Raw genomic sequence first — 14,839 nt, 5'->3', positions numbered from 1 at the left:
AAGTTAACACCTAGATAGCCAAGTTTCAACTGCAGATTTTGGATAAAGAATATCTTTGAAAAGATGGTGCTGTTGATGATGTAAATGTTGCTCTTGACTCGGTAACCCTGCTTGGATTTGACTGTGATGCTCATTAAAACGTGAGATGACTGAGAGCTTGTCTTTGGCTTGAGTAAGCGACTCATTGACATAGTGACGTACATCATCCGCGGTCATTAGATCTGTCTTATCGACCTGCATAAGCTCTTTTCTCAATGCTGTGCGAATCCCCATCGTTGCCTCCATTAACATACTGATAAAAACAAATCGCGTGGACGACTTGCAAAATACACACCAAATACTTCAGTAATGTTAAAGACACAGGTTTTAGCAAAAAAGTTTCGTCATTAATCGTAGTAATTTTATATACTGTCGTATAAGGCAATAAGACACTCGCTGTGTTAGGTAAATACGGCATGTTGAGGTTATAAAAATGCAAGATGGGTTTATTGAAATTGAGCTCGAAGAAGAGCCGATAGAGTTGTGCAACCTTTTGAAAGTGCTCGACTTAGCAGAAACTGGAGGACATGCAAAGTTATTGATCACTGAAGGTTATGTAGCAGTCAACGATGAAATATGTACGCAAAAACGTAAAAAGATTTACTCGGGCGATATTCTGCATTTTGATGGCGATGAATTTCATTTAACGTTAGCACCAGACGCGACACCACAGCCTAGAGCAGTTGCAACACCAAAACCATCAACTGCAACGCAGACTGCCAGTAAGAAAAAACGACAAAAGTCGGGAAAATCTTACACACAAGTGGACAAAAATACAGGCCGTAAGCCCATTTCTTTTGGTTAACTCGTATCGCTTTGACAGCAAACCACAACTCTTTTCTCACCGCTGTAGTGCACTAATGCCCCGCTAGAGTGCACTCATCTCTTGAAAAATTCCCTTTTCAACACTAGGACTATAGATGTACAAAAATGCAGCAGGTTTGCAATTGGTACATTCTATGCAAATTTCTTTGCATGATTAGAATAAGGAAAAGGGTCAAGCATGAACAATTCATATAATACCCTGACTCAGCTTACCGTCGGCGAGCGTCAGGTGCACATTCACTCACTACCAGCGTTGAGCGATAGGGCAAAGAGACTGCCATTTTCTCTGAAAATCTTACTCGAAAACCTACTACGCCATGAAGATGGTAAAAATGTTACTGCCAAGGACATCGATGCGCTACTTAACTGGAAGCCTGAAGAAAAACCAAGCAAAGAAGTGGCTTTTACCCCAGCCCGCGTCGTAATGCAAGACTTCACCGGCGTGCCCGCAATCGTCGACCTTGCAGCAATGCGTGATGCGATGGCAAAGCTAGGTGGTGACCCAAATAAAATCAATCCCCTGTCTCCTGCTGAAATGGTCATAGATCACTCAGTGCAAGTAGACGAATACGGTCATGATGGCGCATTTGATTTAAATGCAAAACTTGAGTATCAACGCAATAAAGAAAGGTATGAATTCCTGCGTTGGGGGCAAGGCGCATTCGACAACCTAAAGGTTGTGCCACCAGCAACGGGTATCGTGCATCAGGTAAATTTAGAGTATTTGGCACGAGTCGTGTTTGAAAAAGATATCAATGGCATGCCCTTCGCCTACCCCGACACACTTGTCGGTACAGACTCACATACAACCATGATCAACGGCCTTGGCATATTAGGCTGGGGCGTAGGAGGGATTGAGGCTGAAGCCGCAATGCTTGGTCAACCTATTTCCTTACTCATCCCTCAAGTGGTTGGCTTTAAATTAGAAGGTCAATTACCTGAAGGGACAACCGCAACCGACTTAGTTCTAACAGTAACGCAGATGTTACGTGAGCACGGCGTTGTGGGTAAGTTTGTTGAGTTCTTTGGTGATGGCTTAGCTGACCTGCCACTAGCTGACAGAGCCACGATTGCTAATATGGCGCCTGAGTATGGTGCCACATGTGGGATCTTTCCTATTGATGATGAAACCCTTGAATACCTTCGCCTCACCAACCGTGACGAAGAGAAGATAGCGCTGATTGAAGGTTACGCAAAACATCAAGGCATGTGGCGCGAGCCCGGTGATGAGCCACTTTACACCGACGTTTTGACACTAGACTTAGCGACTGTCGTTCCAAGTCTTGCAGGTCCAAAGCGCCCACAAGATAGAATCCCTCTCAATGACGCCGGTAAAATTATCCAAGCCCATTTAGGAGAATTTCAACATGAGCGCAGTGAAAAAAATGCCGCGTCGGATCAAGATGAAGCTCGCACCGTTAGTGAAGGTGGGGCTTCTCGGGTTGACCAAAACGAACCGGCAACCCTCGGTGTTGGTAAGGTTAAATTTAAAAAACAAGAGTTTGAATTAGTCGACGGTGCCTGCGTTATTGCGGCTATCACAAGCTGCACAAACACCTCAAACCCAAGTGTCATACTTGCTGCTGGTCTTGTTGCAAAAAAAGCCAAAGCACTTGGATTAAAGCCTAAGCCTTGGGTGAAAACGTCATTAGCTCCAGGCTCAAAAGTAGTCACTGATTATCTAAAACAAGCTGACCTTTTAGCGCCACTTGCGGAACTCGGTTTTGATTTAGTCGGCTACGGCTGTACAACTTGTATCGGTAACTCCGGCCCATTACCAAAAGAAATTAACGACGCCATCGTTAAGCATCAGCTGGTCGTCAGCTCAATTCTATCTGGAAATCGTAACTTCGAAGGGCGGATCCACCAAGATGTAAAAATGAACTTCCTCGCATCGCCGCCACTTGTCGTGGCCTATGCAATCGCAGGGCGAACTGATATTGACGTCTACAATGAAGCATTGTGCCAAGCTGATGACGGACAGGATGTATTCTTAAAAGACATTTGGCCATCGGTCTCTGAAGTCAGTGAACTAGTTTCTCAAACTGTGACCCAAGCCATGTTTGCTGAAAACTATGCCGATGTTTATCAAGGGGATAAACATTGGCAAGAGATCGCTGTTAATCAAAGCGAACGCTATCACTGGCAAGATAGCTCTACTTATATTCGTAAAGCACCCTTTTTTGATGATATGAGCAAAGAGCCACCAGGGATCCCAAACATCAAAGGCGCAAGGTGCCTTGCTAAACTCGCAGATTCAGTTACTACCGATCACATCTCTCCTGCCGGGAACATTAAAGCGTCAGCTCCCGCTGGGGAATATTTACAATCACAAGGCGTGAAGCAAGCGGATTTTAACTCTTATGGCTCACGCCGTGGTAATCATGAGGTAATGATGCGTGGCACCTTTGCGAATGTGCGCTTACGCAATCAGCTAGCCCCGGGTACCGAAGGAGGGATCACTAGGTTATTACCTGATGGCGCTCTTATGAGTATATTTGATGCAGCTGAACAGTACCGACAACGTAATACACCATTGGTGATCTTAGCCGGTAGTGAATATGGTACAGGCTCATCGAGAGATTGGGCTGCTAAGGGTTCATTACTCCTTGGCATCAAAGCAGTTCTGGCAAAAAGTTATGAGCGTATCCATCGCTCTAATCTTATTGGTATGGGTGTGTTGCCTTTGCAGTTCAAACCAGACGAAGGTCATGAAGAGCTTAGTTTAAGTGGTGAGGAGGAATTTGAAATAGAAGGGATCTACGACACCGCAACTGAAGTCATCGTTACCGCCAAAAATGCCAAAGGTGAGGAAAAACAGTTTTCAGCAGACATTCGCATAGATACCCCAAAAGAGTGGGAGTACTATCAACATGGTGGGATATTACAGTATGTGCTGAGACAAATGCTCAATTAATCTAACAACATTAGAAGAGCATAGCACTTAAGCTGAAATCAGCGCTATGCTCTACTTTGATACCGAGCTTCAGCGAAGCTCGTTTGCTGTTGTCATCGCTGATATGCCAGTGCAAACTTGAATCACCTGAACTGCGAATATTTCAGGGTTTTCGAGCGTTAAAGAGTAAGCGCACCTTACCCAAACTTCAGGTTAAGTATCAAAACCGTCCCGTATAAATAAGTGTAACAGTGTTAAGGTCGGCATCGTTTAGATCCGACCCTAAACCAAATCGAACCGCTGAATGAGCATTAAACCAGTACTCTGTTTGCAGCTCAACGATTGACTCATTAAACTCTTCTTCTTGTAGCCTCGCAGACACCGCAACTTGCCAGCTTTTGTTGAAGTAATAACCAGCTTGTACTTGCCAAAAGTCCGTATCTGCTGCCACTTTTTGCATCTTCACATCCCACCCAACACCATCCTCAACCTCGGTATACCTAAAAAAGGGCGCAAGTGCTGTTTCAGTACTATGATCATCTACACCAAAGCCATCAAATTCTGAACGTTGACCGATAAATGTTAAGCCTAACTGCATATTTCGACTGACGAAACGACCCACCTGTAACAGTGCAATGGTATCTTTGGTGGACACAGAAAATGCCTCATCATCACTAAATTGAGTGACATCTACCGCCACCCGCCAGTACCGCCCAATAAACAGCTCAGCATCAGCTTGGTACAATTGCCAATCATCATTTGTAAATCCCCCAATGGAAAAGTTATCGCTTTTCTGTAAATACCCCTGCAAGCTATAAGGTGTGCTATTGTTTTTCAAAGTTGTCAGATAATGCTTATACTGAACACCTAAGAATCCATCCTCAATTTCCAAAAACTCACCGAAACCGATACTTACTTCGTGTGAATTGGCTGCACTCATACCGGAATAAAGTAATAACCCTAGTATTGGTAGTACTCTCATGTTTTCCCCTTTACGTTAATGCAAAGATTGTAACGATGAGAAAAAATCGCCATAGTAAAAAAATGTAAGCATATGTATAAGAAAAGGAGACAAACATGTCCATTTGGTTTTCCCCAATTAGCCTTGAGTTGTGTAAATCACTAGATGAGGGAGCGACGGGTAAAGGTACATTAATGAAAACTTTGGGTATCGAGATTAGCGAAATAGGCGATGATTATCTTGTAGCGACTATGCCTGCGACCCCTCAGCATCACAACCCTATGGGAATTGTCCATGGTGGTGCAAATGTGGTGTTAGCGGAAACCGTCGCAAGTTATGCGGCAAACTTTGTCGTAGATACCGAACGATTTTACTGTGTCGGTCAGGAGATTAATGCAAATCACTTAAAAGCCTCGCGAAACGGTATACTGCGAGCTGTTGCTAAACCTATCCACCTAGGAAAACGCTCTTCAGTGTGGGAAATACGCATTACTAATAGTAAAAATGAACTATGTTGTATCTCACGAATGACAGCAGCAGTGGTATCACGTTAAAGCTTGATCTACCACAATTCATAACGATGCAATTCACCTCATGATTATTGCACCAACAAGCATGGTGAGGTGAATATAATGCCGGCTTCCAAACTCTGGCCTTTACACCTACTTATCGTATCAGGGCTTGCGCTCATTGTGATAGGTCATACTATACTGACGACTCAATGGCTGCATGAGTTGGGGCCAAAGGGGCTTGTAGTAGGTGCCAGCTGTATTGCTCTTGGCCTTACTTGCTCACTACCCACCAAAATCTATCTTACTATTTTACTCATGCGCCGCGAGCATAAAGGGTGATATGTTCTGAGCTTAATTTCAGAAGTCTGTTAGTTAACTACAATAATGTCTAAGTGCAATGGAGTATTGAGTTATAACATGTGGTGCTTAATACCTAGTTGCTCAGTATTACTTGATATTAGAGTGTGATTACTGCACCCTAAACCAAGAGTTTGAGATAGGCGTTAAACAGTGGATAAAGTTGATACTATCATTATTGGCGCGGGCGTTGTCGGCCTTGCTATTGCAGCAAAGCTTAGCCATAACCGTAGTGTGCTTGTCATCGACAAGGAAACTCATGTTGGCGAACATACCAGTAGCCGTAACAGTGAAGTAATCCATGCCGGAATTTACTACTCTTTAGATAGCCTCAAGCAGCTGTTATGTGTTAGGGGTAAAGCGCTTCTTTATGCACGTTGTAAACAACTTAATATCCCTTACAAGCAACTCGGTAAGTTTATCGTCGCGACCGATGAAAGTGAGGCGCAGCAACTCGACGTAATCAAGCAGACAGCGTATAACAACACCGTCACGGATCTGAGCTTCGTTTCGTCTCAAACCATTAGCCAACAATTAAGCCATTTAAGCATTCACAGTGCGTTGTTTTCTCCTACCACTGGTATTGTGGATAGTCATCAGTTGATGCTGTCTTTGATTGCCGAAATTGAAGCCAACGGTGGTATTGTTGCAACCCAAACAGCATTCATGGATGTTCAGAAGCTGGCCGAAGGCTTTGTCATAGCGATGCGCTGTAAGGACGAGTATTATGAACTGTGTTGTAGTCAACTTATTAACAGCGCAGGGCTGTCAGCGCCTGATATACTGAACAAAATAACTGGTAATAACCCCCAAGTGGACGCTTATTATTGTCGTGGTCGCTATTACCGCTATCAAGGGAAACACCCATTCCAACACTTAGTTTATCCTATTCCTAATAGACATGGCCTTGGGGTACATGCCACATTAGATTTGGCTGGACAGTTAAAGTTTGGGCCTGACACCGAGTATGTAGACAACATAGATTATCGTTTTGACGACTCGCACAAGGCACAGTTTATAAAAGCGATAACTCAATACTGGCCACAACTCGACCCCTCTAGACTGACACCAGACTATACCGGGATCAGGCCAAAGCTCAGCCGCCACCAACAAAGTGATTTTGTGATTCAGTTCGAGGCAACACACGGTATCGCTAACTTTGTCAATTTGATGGGGATTGAATCTCCAGGCCTAACTGCAAGCTTAGCGATTGCTGAGTATGTTGAGCAGCACTTATAGACTGTTTAGCGGTTTTCCTTTAGCGCCTCATCTATTTTTTTTGCTCTCTCGTCCATTAACTTTTGTACGTCTTGGGTGTCCTTCATTAACTGCTGCACCGCAGCAGGGTTTAACGCTGTCGGTACTACTTTTGAAGAGGAGTTATTGGGCTCTTGTTCAGCCTTGGCGGCAAGAACACTTGTATCTTCAGCTGCTATGACTGTAATTTTACTCTCGTCTATTTGATATGCTTGAGAATGACCATGCGGGTTTGGCTTATCGGAATAATGCCACTGTCCCTTTGCATCCTGCCAGCGATATACTTGTGTATGCGAACTCGACGCTGGCTTACTGTCACCTAACAAGTCGTTTGTATGTGATTTGACTTGATCAATTGCATCTATTCCTTGGCGCTTCAACTCATTTGCATTGTGTTCTACCGACTGGGTTATCGACTGCACACTTAACCAAGGCTTTCCATCTGGTCGTTTGAGCACAAATAAACAGGCTACTGCGACTAGCATGACCATAATCATCAAATAACTCGCGGCTTTCATTTTCATCTCTTCATTGTCCTTTGAGCCCATACTTTAGCAGTATCTTTTTAAATTGTTCAGTCTTTTTAAAGTCAGTTAGAAAATGATTAAAATCATTGCAAAGCGTTTTTGCTTTTTGACTGTATCCAAATTGTAATTGCAATGGTGCAACATCAGATATACCTTGAATCACTAGCTTCTCATCAAAATGGGCGTGTTGTAGCTGGTACCAACGTAGGGTAGGTTTGCCAATAATAGTAAAAGCGATTGCCTTATGCCCGCCACCGGCGAGCACAGATAAAACATCATGCTCAGAGTAATAATCTTTCCTTTGTAACTGGTCATGTTCTAAATACGGCTCCAACTGAGGGTAGGTATAGCCAAAACGCCCAAGAAACAAATGCGATTTTACGTCCGTCATATCAAACTGTTCGGCTTGTTTATGTGTCACGATCACATCTTCAATAACATAAAGAGGCTCACTCCAACACATCGGAGTTATACCTCGATACCACAGCTCTGATTCCATTCTAACCTCAACTGTTCCCTTTTCGATTTCAACTGATGAGCGCCTTTCAGGGTACAGTAGATAGTTGATTTTATATCGATACTGCGCTGCGAAGAGTTTAAACACATCAATAATAAGCCCTTGCTCAGCGCCATGCTCAATAATAAAAGGAGGGTAATATTGAATGGCAAAATTAACATGCTCCTCACTACTAGCAACACGCCCCGATACAACAGTTAGCAAAGTGCAAAGACATGTACAGAAATAACCCACTTTTACAAACGAGATCAAAGCCACCTCCTCGACTTTGATTAAGTAATAGTCTAAGTATGACTGATAGCCACCAATTTCCAAGTTAATGCCTTTGATAATTCGGCTCAGTTATATGAGGCATACACACAAAAATAGACGAATACGCGTCTTTGGGTAACACTGGTTTTTTCAAAATTGACTGGATGCTCAAATGAGCATAACAAGGAGGGTATTCATGAAGTACACACCGCGTTGCTTGGTGATACTCAAACTGCAGAGCGCACTTGTGCCGCTCTATCCTCGCTCACAGCAGCCAATGACTTGCATAGGCGAGGCGGCATCTTTTATACGGCCACGCTCACTATATAGTAGCCCGGCCTTCTATTAGGTTGAAACGTTGTCGTAGTTGGCATTAAATACCGTCACCATCAATATGCAACCCACATTCGCGATTCAAACCAAAGAAGCGCGTTTCTTCCTCAGTCATACCTGGCTCGAGCTTGCGAGTAGTATGTACATCCCCCATTGATACATAGCCTTGCTCCCACAGTGGATGATAAGGCAGATCAAATTTGGTGAGGTATTGATATACATCTCGATTATGCCAATCAATGATAGGGTAGAATTTAACAGTTCCTCGACTTAACTCAACAATCGGTTTGTCAGCGCGTGTCGCAGACTGTTGTCGGCGCAGGCCACTAAACCATGTACCTGCATTAAGCTCACGCAATGCTTGAGTCATGGGCTCCACTTTATTTAGGGTATTATACTGCTTAATCCCCTCTTCACCTTGCTCCCAAAGCTTGCCGTATACTGCTTCTTGCCAAGCTGGACTTTGTTTAGCGCGGTATATTTTAAGATTCAGTGCCAAGCGCTCTGTTAACGATTCAATAAATTGATACGTTTCCGGAAACAAGTAGCCCGTATCGGTCAGTACCACTGGAATATCTGGCTTTTGTTGAGTCAGAAGGTGTAGCATAACCGCTGCTTGAATACCGAAACTAGAAGACAAAAAGTGAGTATCCGGTAAATTTTCCAGTGCCCAAGCGACTCTTTGCTCGGCTGTTTTATCACTCAATAAGGCATTAGCATCAGCAAGTAACATTTGCTGGGTTGCGCCATCAAGAGTTAATATTTGTTTAAAATTACTCATTTTCTCATCCAATGGGCAGCTTAGCTGCCCGTTCTAAGTCAAGCGTGGAAATCAGTTTTTGATACTTTGACTTCCGCAACAATTTCTTTGCGGATAACATAATCACCAAAACACTCGCCTTCGTTACGCTCTTTAACCCACTGCCCAATCAGCTCATCAAGAGCGGGAAGAAATACCTCTTCACCGACATTTTCCAAGTACAGTTTAGGAATACGAGTACCCGCGCGGTTACCGCCTAAATACATATTGTATTTACCAGGTCCTTTACCAACGAACCCAACTTCAGCTAGCATCGCTCGGCCACAGCCATTAGGACAACCAACGACACGAAGAATAATATTCTCCTCAGCCACCCCGTGCTTAGCGAGCAAATCTTCGACTTGTGTGACAAGCCCTGGTAAATAGCGTTCTGCTTCTGCCATTGCCAATGGACATGTTGGTAGTGACACACATGCCATGGAGTTTTTGCGCTGCTCTGAATGCTTACTATCAATCAAACCATGCTCGCGGGCGATTTGCTCGATTTGCGCTTTATCTTCAGCTGCAACTCCCGCAATAATTAAGTTTTGGTTTGCTGTCATGCGGAAATCCCCTTTGTGGATCTCTGCAATTTTGCGACAACCTGTTTTAAGCGGTTTATCTGGGAAATCTAAAATACGACCATTTTCGATAAACACCGTTAAGTGATGTTTACCATCGATACCTTCAACCCAACCAAACCGGTCACCACGATGCGTAAATTCATAGGGGCGGCTTGATTCAAATTTCATACCGGCACGATTTTCAACTTCCGCCTTAAACACCTCAGTGCCAAATGTATCTAGCGTATATTTGGTTTTTGCGTTTTTACGGTTTACTCGGTTACCCCAGTCACGCTGCACAGAGACCACATGCTCAGCAACAGCAAGCGTGTGCTCAAGCGGGATAAAACCGAGGTCATCTGCTTTACGTGGATAGGTATTCACATCACCATGGGTCATCGCCAAACCACCGCCCACAAGCACATTGAAGCCAACTAGTTTGCCGTCATCAGCAATAGCAACAAAGTTGAGGTCATTCGCATGTACGTCTACTTCGTTATTTGGTGGAATGGTTACCGTAGTTTTGAACTTACGCGGTAGATAAGTATCACCTAAAATCGGTTCTGCTGTTGTTTCCGTTTTTTCACCGTTCAACCAGATCTCGGCATATGCTTTGGTTTTTGGTAATAAGTGCTCAGAAATCTTGGCCGCCCACTCATAAGCTTCTTGATGTAACTCAGACTCAACCGGGTTTGTGGTACATAACACGTTACGGTTTACGTCACCAGCCGTCGCAATAGAGTCGATCCCGACGCTATTTAGCAATTGGTGCATGCCTTTGATGTTTGGCTTCAATACACCATGGAATTGGAAAGTTTGGCGCGTTGTTAGACGAATACTACCGTACATGGTTTTATCAGCTGCAAATTCATCAATGGCCAACCATTGATGTGGTTTAATGATGCCGCCAGGCATACGAGCACGAAGCATCACGTTATGCAGTGGCTCAAGGCGTTGCTTAGTACGCTCTGGGCGGATATCGCGGTCGTCTTGCTGATACATACCGTGGAAGCGGATAAGTTGAAAATTATCCGCTGTAAAGCCACCGGTTAGCTGATCGGTCAGATCCGTTGAAATTGTGCCTCGCAAGTGGGCACTTTGTGACTTCAAACGCTCGTTATCAGAAAACTTTGCGTTTGCATCGAGCTTACTATTCGGTTTGATTTCAGAATTGCTCATTGTCTTTCCTACATTAAAATTGGCTGACGGTATAACAAGACGTGTTAGTAAACGTCTTTCTGATAACGGTTTGCGCTGCGCAATGCTTTTAGATATTGCTCAGCTTGTTCATCATCTTTCCCTCCATGGGTTTTAATGATGTCGATAAGTGCTTGATGTACATCCTTAGCCATTCTAGTGGCATCGCCACAAACGTAAAAATGGGCACCCTTTTCAAGCCAAGCAAACACAGCTTCGCCTTTCTCTCTCAACCTATCTTGCACGTAAATCTTTTCTGCCTGATCACGGCTAAACGCTAAATCTACATGGGTCAATAGACCCGACTTTACGTATTTTTGAATTTCTACTTGATATAGGAAATCTTCAGTGAAGTGTGGATTGCCAAAAAACAGCCAGTTTTCACCTTCAGCGTCTCGTGCTTCACGCTCTTGTAGGAAGGCTCTGAACGGCGCGATACCAGTACCTGGCCCTACCATAATCACAGGTGTTGTATTGTCACTCGGCAACCTAAAGTTATCATTATGCTCACTGAATACTTTAACTTTAGCCCCTTCTTCAGCACGATTCGCTAAGTAGCCTGAGCAGCCGCCGAAGTGTTTTTCACCAAAAGCATCAAACTCCACTAAGCCAACGGTGAGGTGTACTTCCTCTTCAACTTCCGCTTGACTTGACGCGATGGAATACAAACGCGCTTGCAATTTACGACAGCAATCAACCAACGCTTGCGCCTCAATGTTCGCAGGGTTTTGTTTAATCACATCAAAGATCTGTCGCTCTTCAATATAGGCACGTAATGCCGCTTTATCGTTTGCAAGTGCGCTTAGTTCCTCATTCCCAGTCGCTATCGCATATTTTTCAACAAAGCCTGGATATGACTGTGTTAGCTCAAGATGCTCAATTAAGGCTGTTTCTACTGAAACAGTTAGGTCACCCAGCATGACAGTTTGCGCTTTATCAAGGTTAAGTACCTCAAGAATAGCAGCCACTTCTTGTGGATCATTTAAGAAGTACACGCCAAGAGAGTCTCCTGGTTGATAAGTAATATCAGAGCCTTCAAGTGAAATCTCGATATGACGAACATCTTTACTGGAATTTCTCCCGGTTATTTTTTGAACCACATTTAGCTCTGCGGCAAACGGATTTTGTTTGGTATATTGACTGGCGGCAGGCTCTGGCATGCCATAGGGCATGTTGATGACATTACCACCTCCGGTTTGCTGCGCTTTGAGCTCTGGCTCAAATACATCTAATGCTTGTGTTATCCACTCTTGTGCTTGCGCTTCATAGTCTACATCTAAGTCAATACGGGGGACGGCAATCTCAGCACCTAACGCGCCTAGGCGCGCTTCAAAATCTTTTGCTGTCTGGCAGAAAAATTCATAACTGGTATCTCCAAGACCGATAACAGCTTGTTTCACGCCAGCAAGTTTAGGAGCTTTTTTACTCACCAAAAATTCATGTAATGCTTCAGCATCTTCAGGCGGTTCACCATCACCATAAGTTGAAACAGCAATCACCAAAAACTTTTCTTTTTTTAGGTTAGCTGGTTTGTAATCTGCCATATTAACGAGCTTGGTCGTCAATCCCCGCGCTTCAGCTTGGGTCTTGATAAGCGTTGCGACGCCTTTTGCGTTGCCAGTTTGTGAACCATATAAAATAGTTAATGGTGCAGAATCACCAACACTCGCAGTTGCTTGACCAGCTACACCTGATAAAGCAGCCGAATTGGCTGTCGCTGCTAAGTAGCCACTCACCCATGCCTGCTGGATTGGATTTAGCTCCCCAACTAAGCCTTGTAATTTTTGCAGTTGTTCATTTGTCAGCGGACTTGCTGCAGCACTAAGTTGACTTAACAACATCATGGATCCCCGTACCCAAAAGGTTTGCTTGCTCATTGCATCATTGGCTCGCTCACAGCGGAGCCTGCTTTTATAAGCCTGAAGCATACGTGGCAAAAGATAAGATCAAAAAGAATAGAATCTGCTTTTATATTCCTTTTAGTTATTGAAGATGAAAAAGTCCAAAGAAAATAACTTAAAAGAAGTGCAATATTTAGCCTTTAAAAGTATTAACATTGCCGTAACAGAGTTGATGTAAAATCAACCTGTCAAATAGACAAATCAATAATATAGATAATGATAATAATGAGAGTAAAAATGAAACACGGGAAATATAAACACCTGCTCATCGGGTCGTGCTGTTCACTATTGAGCCTAAACGCCACTGCACAAGTGCAAAATGGCAGCTTTGAAAGCTGGAGTGGACAGGCTCCAAGTGGATGGACGACGATTGATTCTGGGATAACGCTATCTTCAGTCACAAGCCCTGTAAAAGATGGCAACTATGCTGCCGCAATTCAGGTTAATACTGCAACTCAAAGTAGTACAGACTTGCAACAACAAGTTAATGTTGAAGCGGGAAAAAGCTATCAATTTAGCGCATGGGTTTATCATACTGAGGGTGGTGTCAAAGCAAGGTTAGTGGTGGATGGCTATCATGGTTACTCAGACCAGTTTAATGTCGGACAATGGCAGCAGATTAATCACACCTATACAGCAACCGCAACGACTACTATCAATGTTGGTTTACGCTTTTATGATGGAAGTGGCTTTGATGGCAGTGAAACCGTTTATGTTGACGGCTTTGCACCAAGTAATGTGACGCCAGAACCACCGACAAGTTGTCAAAGCAACAGCTTAAATCTTGCTTTGATCACTGATAACTATGCCAGTGAAACCAGTTGGAAAATTACCAATACCGCAGGTAGTACAATGGCAAGTGGCGGTAATTATAGCAACAACCAATCCGTTAACGAGGGAATTTGCCTTACCGATGGTAATTACACCTTCACTATTTTAGATAGCTACGGTGATGGCATTTGTTGTAGCAATGGTAGTGGGCAATATACTTTAACACATGGCTCTAAAACGATTGCATCTGGGGGACAGTTTACCAGCCGTCAAGATCATAGCTTTAGCCTTGGTAGCACGTTACCACCACCAACGGGAGATGGATACTACGCCACTACCGCGGGGCTAAGCGGTTATGCACTTAAAACGGAACTGCACCGTATCATCCGAAATCATCAATCTCAGGGCTACTCGGCAATTTGGGGCTTCATAGATCAAAGTGAACGAGATAACTACTTTGAAAAAGATAATAGTATTCTTGATAGGTACTCTGAAAAACCATCGGTAAGTGACAGCATCACTTATGTTTCAACCGGTTCACAGTGTGGCACCTACCGTGTAGAAGGAGACTGCTATAACCGTGAGCACTCTTTCCCTAAATCTTGGTTTGGCGGAAAAGTAGAGCCGATGAATTCAGACATCCATCATATTTTCGCCTCTGATGGTTATGTTAATTCAAAACGGAGTAACTTCCCTTTTGGTGAAGTCGGCAGTGCCTCTTATACCTCAAGTAATGGTAGTCGCGTAGGTTCTGCTACGGGTATTAACTATAGTGGTACAGTATTTGAGCCTATCGATGCTTTTAAAGGTGACTTTGCTCGCGCCTATTTTTATATGGCAACACGCTATCAAGATGTTATCGCTAACTGGCAAAATAACACCAGCTATAGTGACGCTGTATTAAATGGCAGTCAGGATCAGGTGTTCGAGACTTGGGTTGTTAATATGCTAAAGAGATGGCATAACGAAGATCCTGTTGATGCGCTTGAACAAGCTCGCAACCAAGCGGCTTATGAATTCCAAGGGAATCGTAATCCTTTTGTAGATCACCCTGAATTTGTTGAAGCAATTTGGTAATGTAAAAGTCTACAATTAGACTTTACAACCTAGTCCTCCTTACGAGGAGGACTAG

Annotated in this window: 13 protein-coding genes; 6 read left to right on the top strand and 7 right to left on the bottom strand. The window is 43.7% G+C overall.

Annotated features, from left to right (window positions below; genetic code table 11):
- Positions 1–3: 3 nt before the first annotated feature.
- On the bottom strand, positions 4–273 hold the full coding sequence (locus J8Z24_RS01475; protein ID WP_125251538.1) for a hypothetical protein: 270 nt from the start codon (positions 271–273) through the stop codon (positions 4–6).
- Positions 274–472: 199 nt separating this feature from the next.
- On the opposite strand from J8Z24_RS01475, the gene J8Z24_RS01470 reads away from it, so the two are divergent.
- Together J8Z24_RS01470 and acnA are read left to right on the top strand one after the other, a co-directional pair.
- Entirely contained in the window at positions 473–844 is a 372-nt protein-coding gene (locus J8Z24_RS01470; RefSeq protein WP_252095150.1) for an RNA-binding S4 domain-containing protein, read from the top strand.
- 198 nt (positions 845–1,042) lie between these two features.
- A complete protein-coding gene (gene acnA / locus J8Z24_RS01465; protein ID WP_252095149.1) occupies positions 1,043–3,781 on the top strand; it encodes an aconitate hydratase AcnA in 2,739 nt (912 codons plus the stop codon).
- A 199-nt stretch (positions 3,782–3,980) separates the two neighbouring features.
- Here the strand turns inward: acnA and J8Z24_RS01460 are convergent, their stop codons facing one another.
- Positions 3,981–4,742: a hypothetical protein gene (locus J8Z24_RS01460; protein ID WP_176033286.1), complete on the bottom strand. Its 762-nt coding sequence runs from the start codon at positions 4,740–4,742 to the stop codon at positions 3,981–3,983.
- A 95-nt stretch (positions 4,743–4,837) separates the two neighbouring features.
- Between J8Z24_RS01460 and J8Z24_RS01455 the strand changes: the two genes are divergently transcribed.
- The 3 genes from J8Z24_RS01455 to J8Z24_RS01445 all read left to right on the top strand — a co-directional run bounded on the left by J8Z24_RS01455 (position 4,838) and on the right by J8Z24_RS01445 (position 6,829).
- Positions 4,838–5,275 carry a PaaI family thioesterase gene (locus J8Z24_RS01455; RefSeq protein ID WP_176033287.1) on the top strand — a complete coding sequence of 146 codons (438 nt, stop codon included), beginning with the start codon at positions 4,838–4,840 and terminating at the stop codon, positions 5,273–5,275.
- A 78-nt stretch (positions 5,276–5,353) separates the two neighbouring features.
- Positions 5,354–5,572, top strand: a complete 219-nt coding sequence (locus tag J8Z24_RS01450) for a hypothetical protein (protein WP_176033288.1) — start codon at positions 5,354–5,356, stop codon at positions 5,570–5,572.
- Between the two features lie 171 nt (positions 5,573–5,743).
- A complete protein-coding gene (locus tag J8Z24_RS01445) occupies positions 5,744–6,829 on the top strand; it encodes an NAD(P)/FAD-dependent oxidoreductase (protein ID WP_252095148.1) in 1,086 nt (361 codons plus the stop codon).
- 5 nt (positions 6,830–6,834) lie between these two features.
- Here the strand turns inward: J8Z24_RS01445 and J8Z24_RS01440 are convergent, their stop codons facing one another.
- The 5 genes from J8Z24_RS01440 to J8Z24_RS01420 all read right to left on the bottom strand — a co-directional run bounded on the left by J8Z24_RS01440 (position 6,835) and on the right by J8Z24_RS01420 (position 12,876).
- Positions 6,835–7,371 carry a DUF4124 domain-containing protein gene (locus tag J8Z24_RS01440; protein WP_176033290.1) on the bottom strand — a complete coding sequence of 179 codons (537 nt, stop codon included), beginning with the start codon at positions 7,369–7,371 and terminating at the stop codon, positions 6,835–6,837.
- Between the two features lie 4 nt (positions 7,372–7,375).
- A complete protein-coding gene (locus tag J8Z24_RS01435) occupies positions 7,376–8,206 on the bottom strand; it encodes a transporter substrate-binding domain-containing protein (protein ID WP_252095147.1) in 831 nt (276 codons plus the stop codon).
- Positions 8,207–8,516: 310 nt separating this feature from the next.
- Entirely contained in the window at positions 8,517–9,257 is a 741-nt protein-coding gene (locus J8Z24_RS01430; protein WP_176033291.1) for a phosphoadenylyl-sulfate reductase, read from the bottom strand.
- Between the two features lie 38 nt (positions 9,258–9,295).
- On the bottom strand, positions 9,296–11,017 hold the full coding sequence (gene cysI / locus J8Z24_RS01425; RefSeq protein WP_176033292.1) for an assimilatory sulfite reductase (NADPH) hemoprotein subunit: 1,722 nt from the start codon (positions 11,015–11,017) through the stop codon (positions 9,296–9,298).
- A gap of 44 nt (positions 11,018–11,061) precedes the next feature.
- A complete protein-coding gene (locus J8Z24_RS01420; protein WP_176033323.1) occupies positions 11,062–12,876 on the bottom strand; it encodes an assimilatory sulfite reductase (NADPH) flavoprotein subunit in 1,815 nt (604 codons plus the stop codon).
- Positions 12,877–13,173: 297 nt separating this feature from the next.
- On the opposite strand from J8Z24_RS01420, the gene J8Z24_RS01415 reads away from it, so the two are divergent.
- Entirely contained in the window at positions 13,174–14,784 is a 1,611-nt protein-coding gene (locus tag J8Z24_RS01415; RefSeq protein WP_176033293.1) for an endonuclease, read from the top strand.
- Positions 14,785–14,839: the final 55 nt, after the last annotated feature.

Source organism: Pseudoalteromonas sp. SCSIO 43201, assembly GCF_023716725.1.
Classification (GTDB): domain Bacteria; phylum Pseudomonadota; class Gammaproteobacteria; order Enterobacterales; family Alteromonadaceae; genus Pseudoalteromonas; species Pseudoalteromonas peptidolytica.
This window is presented reverse-complemented; position numbering and strand designations above follow the sequence as displayed.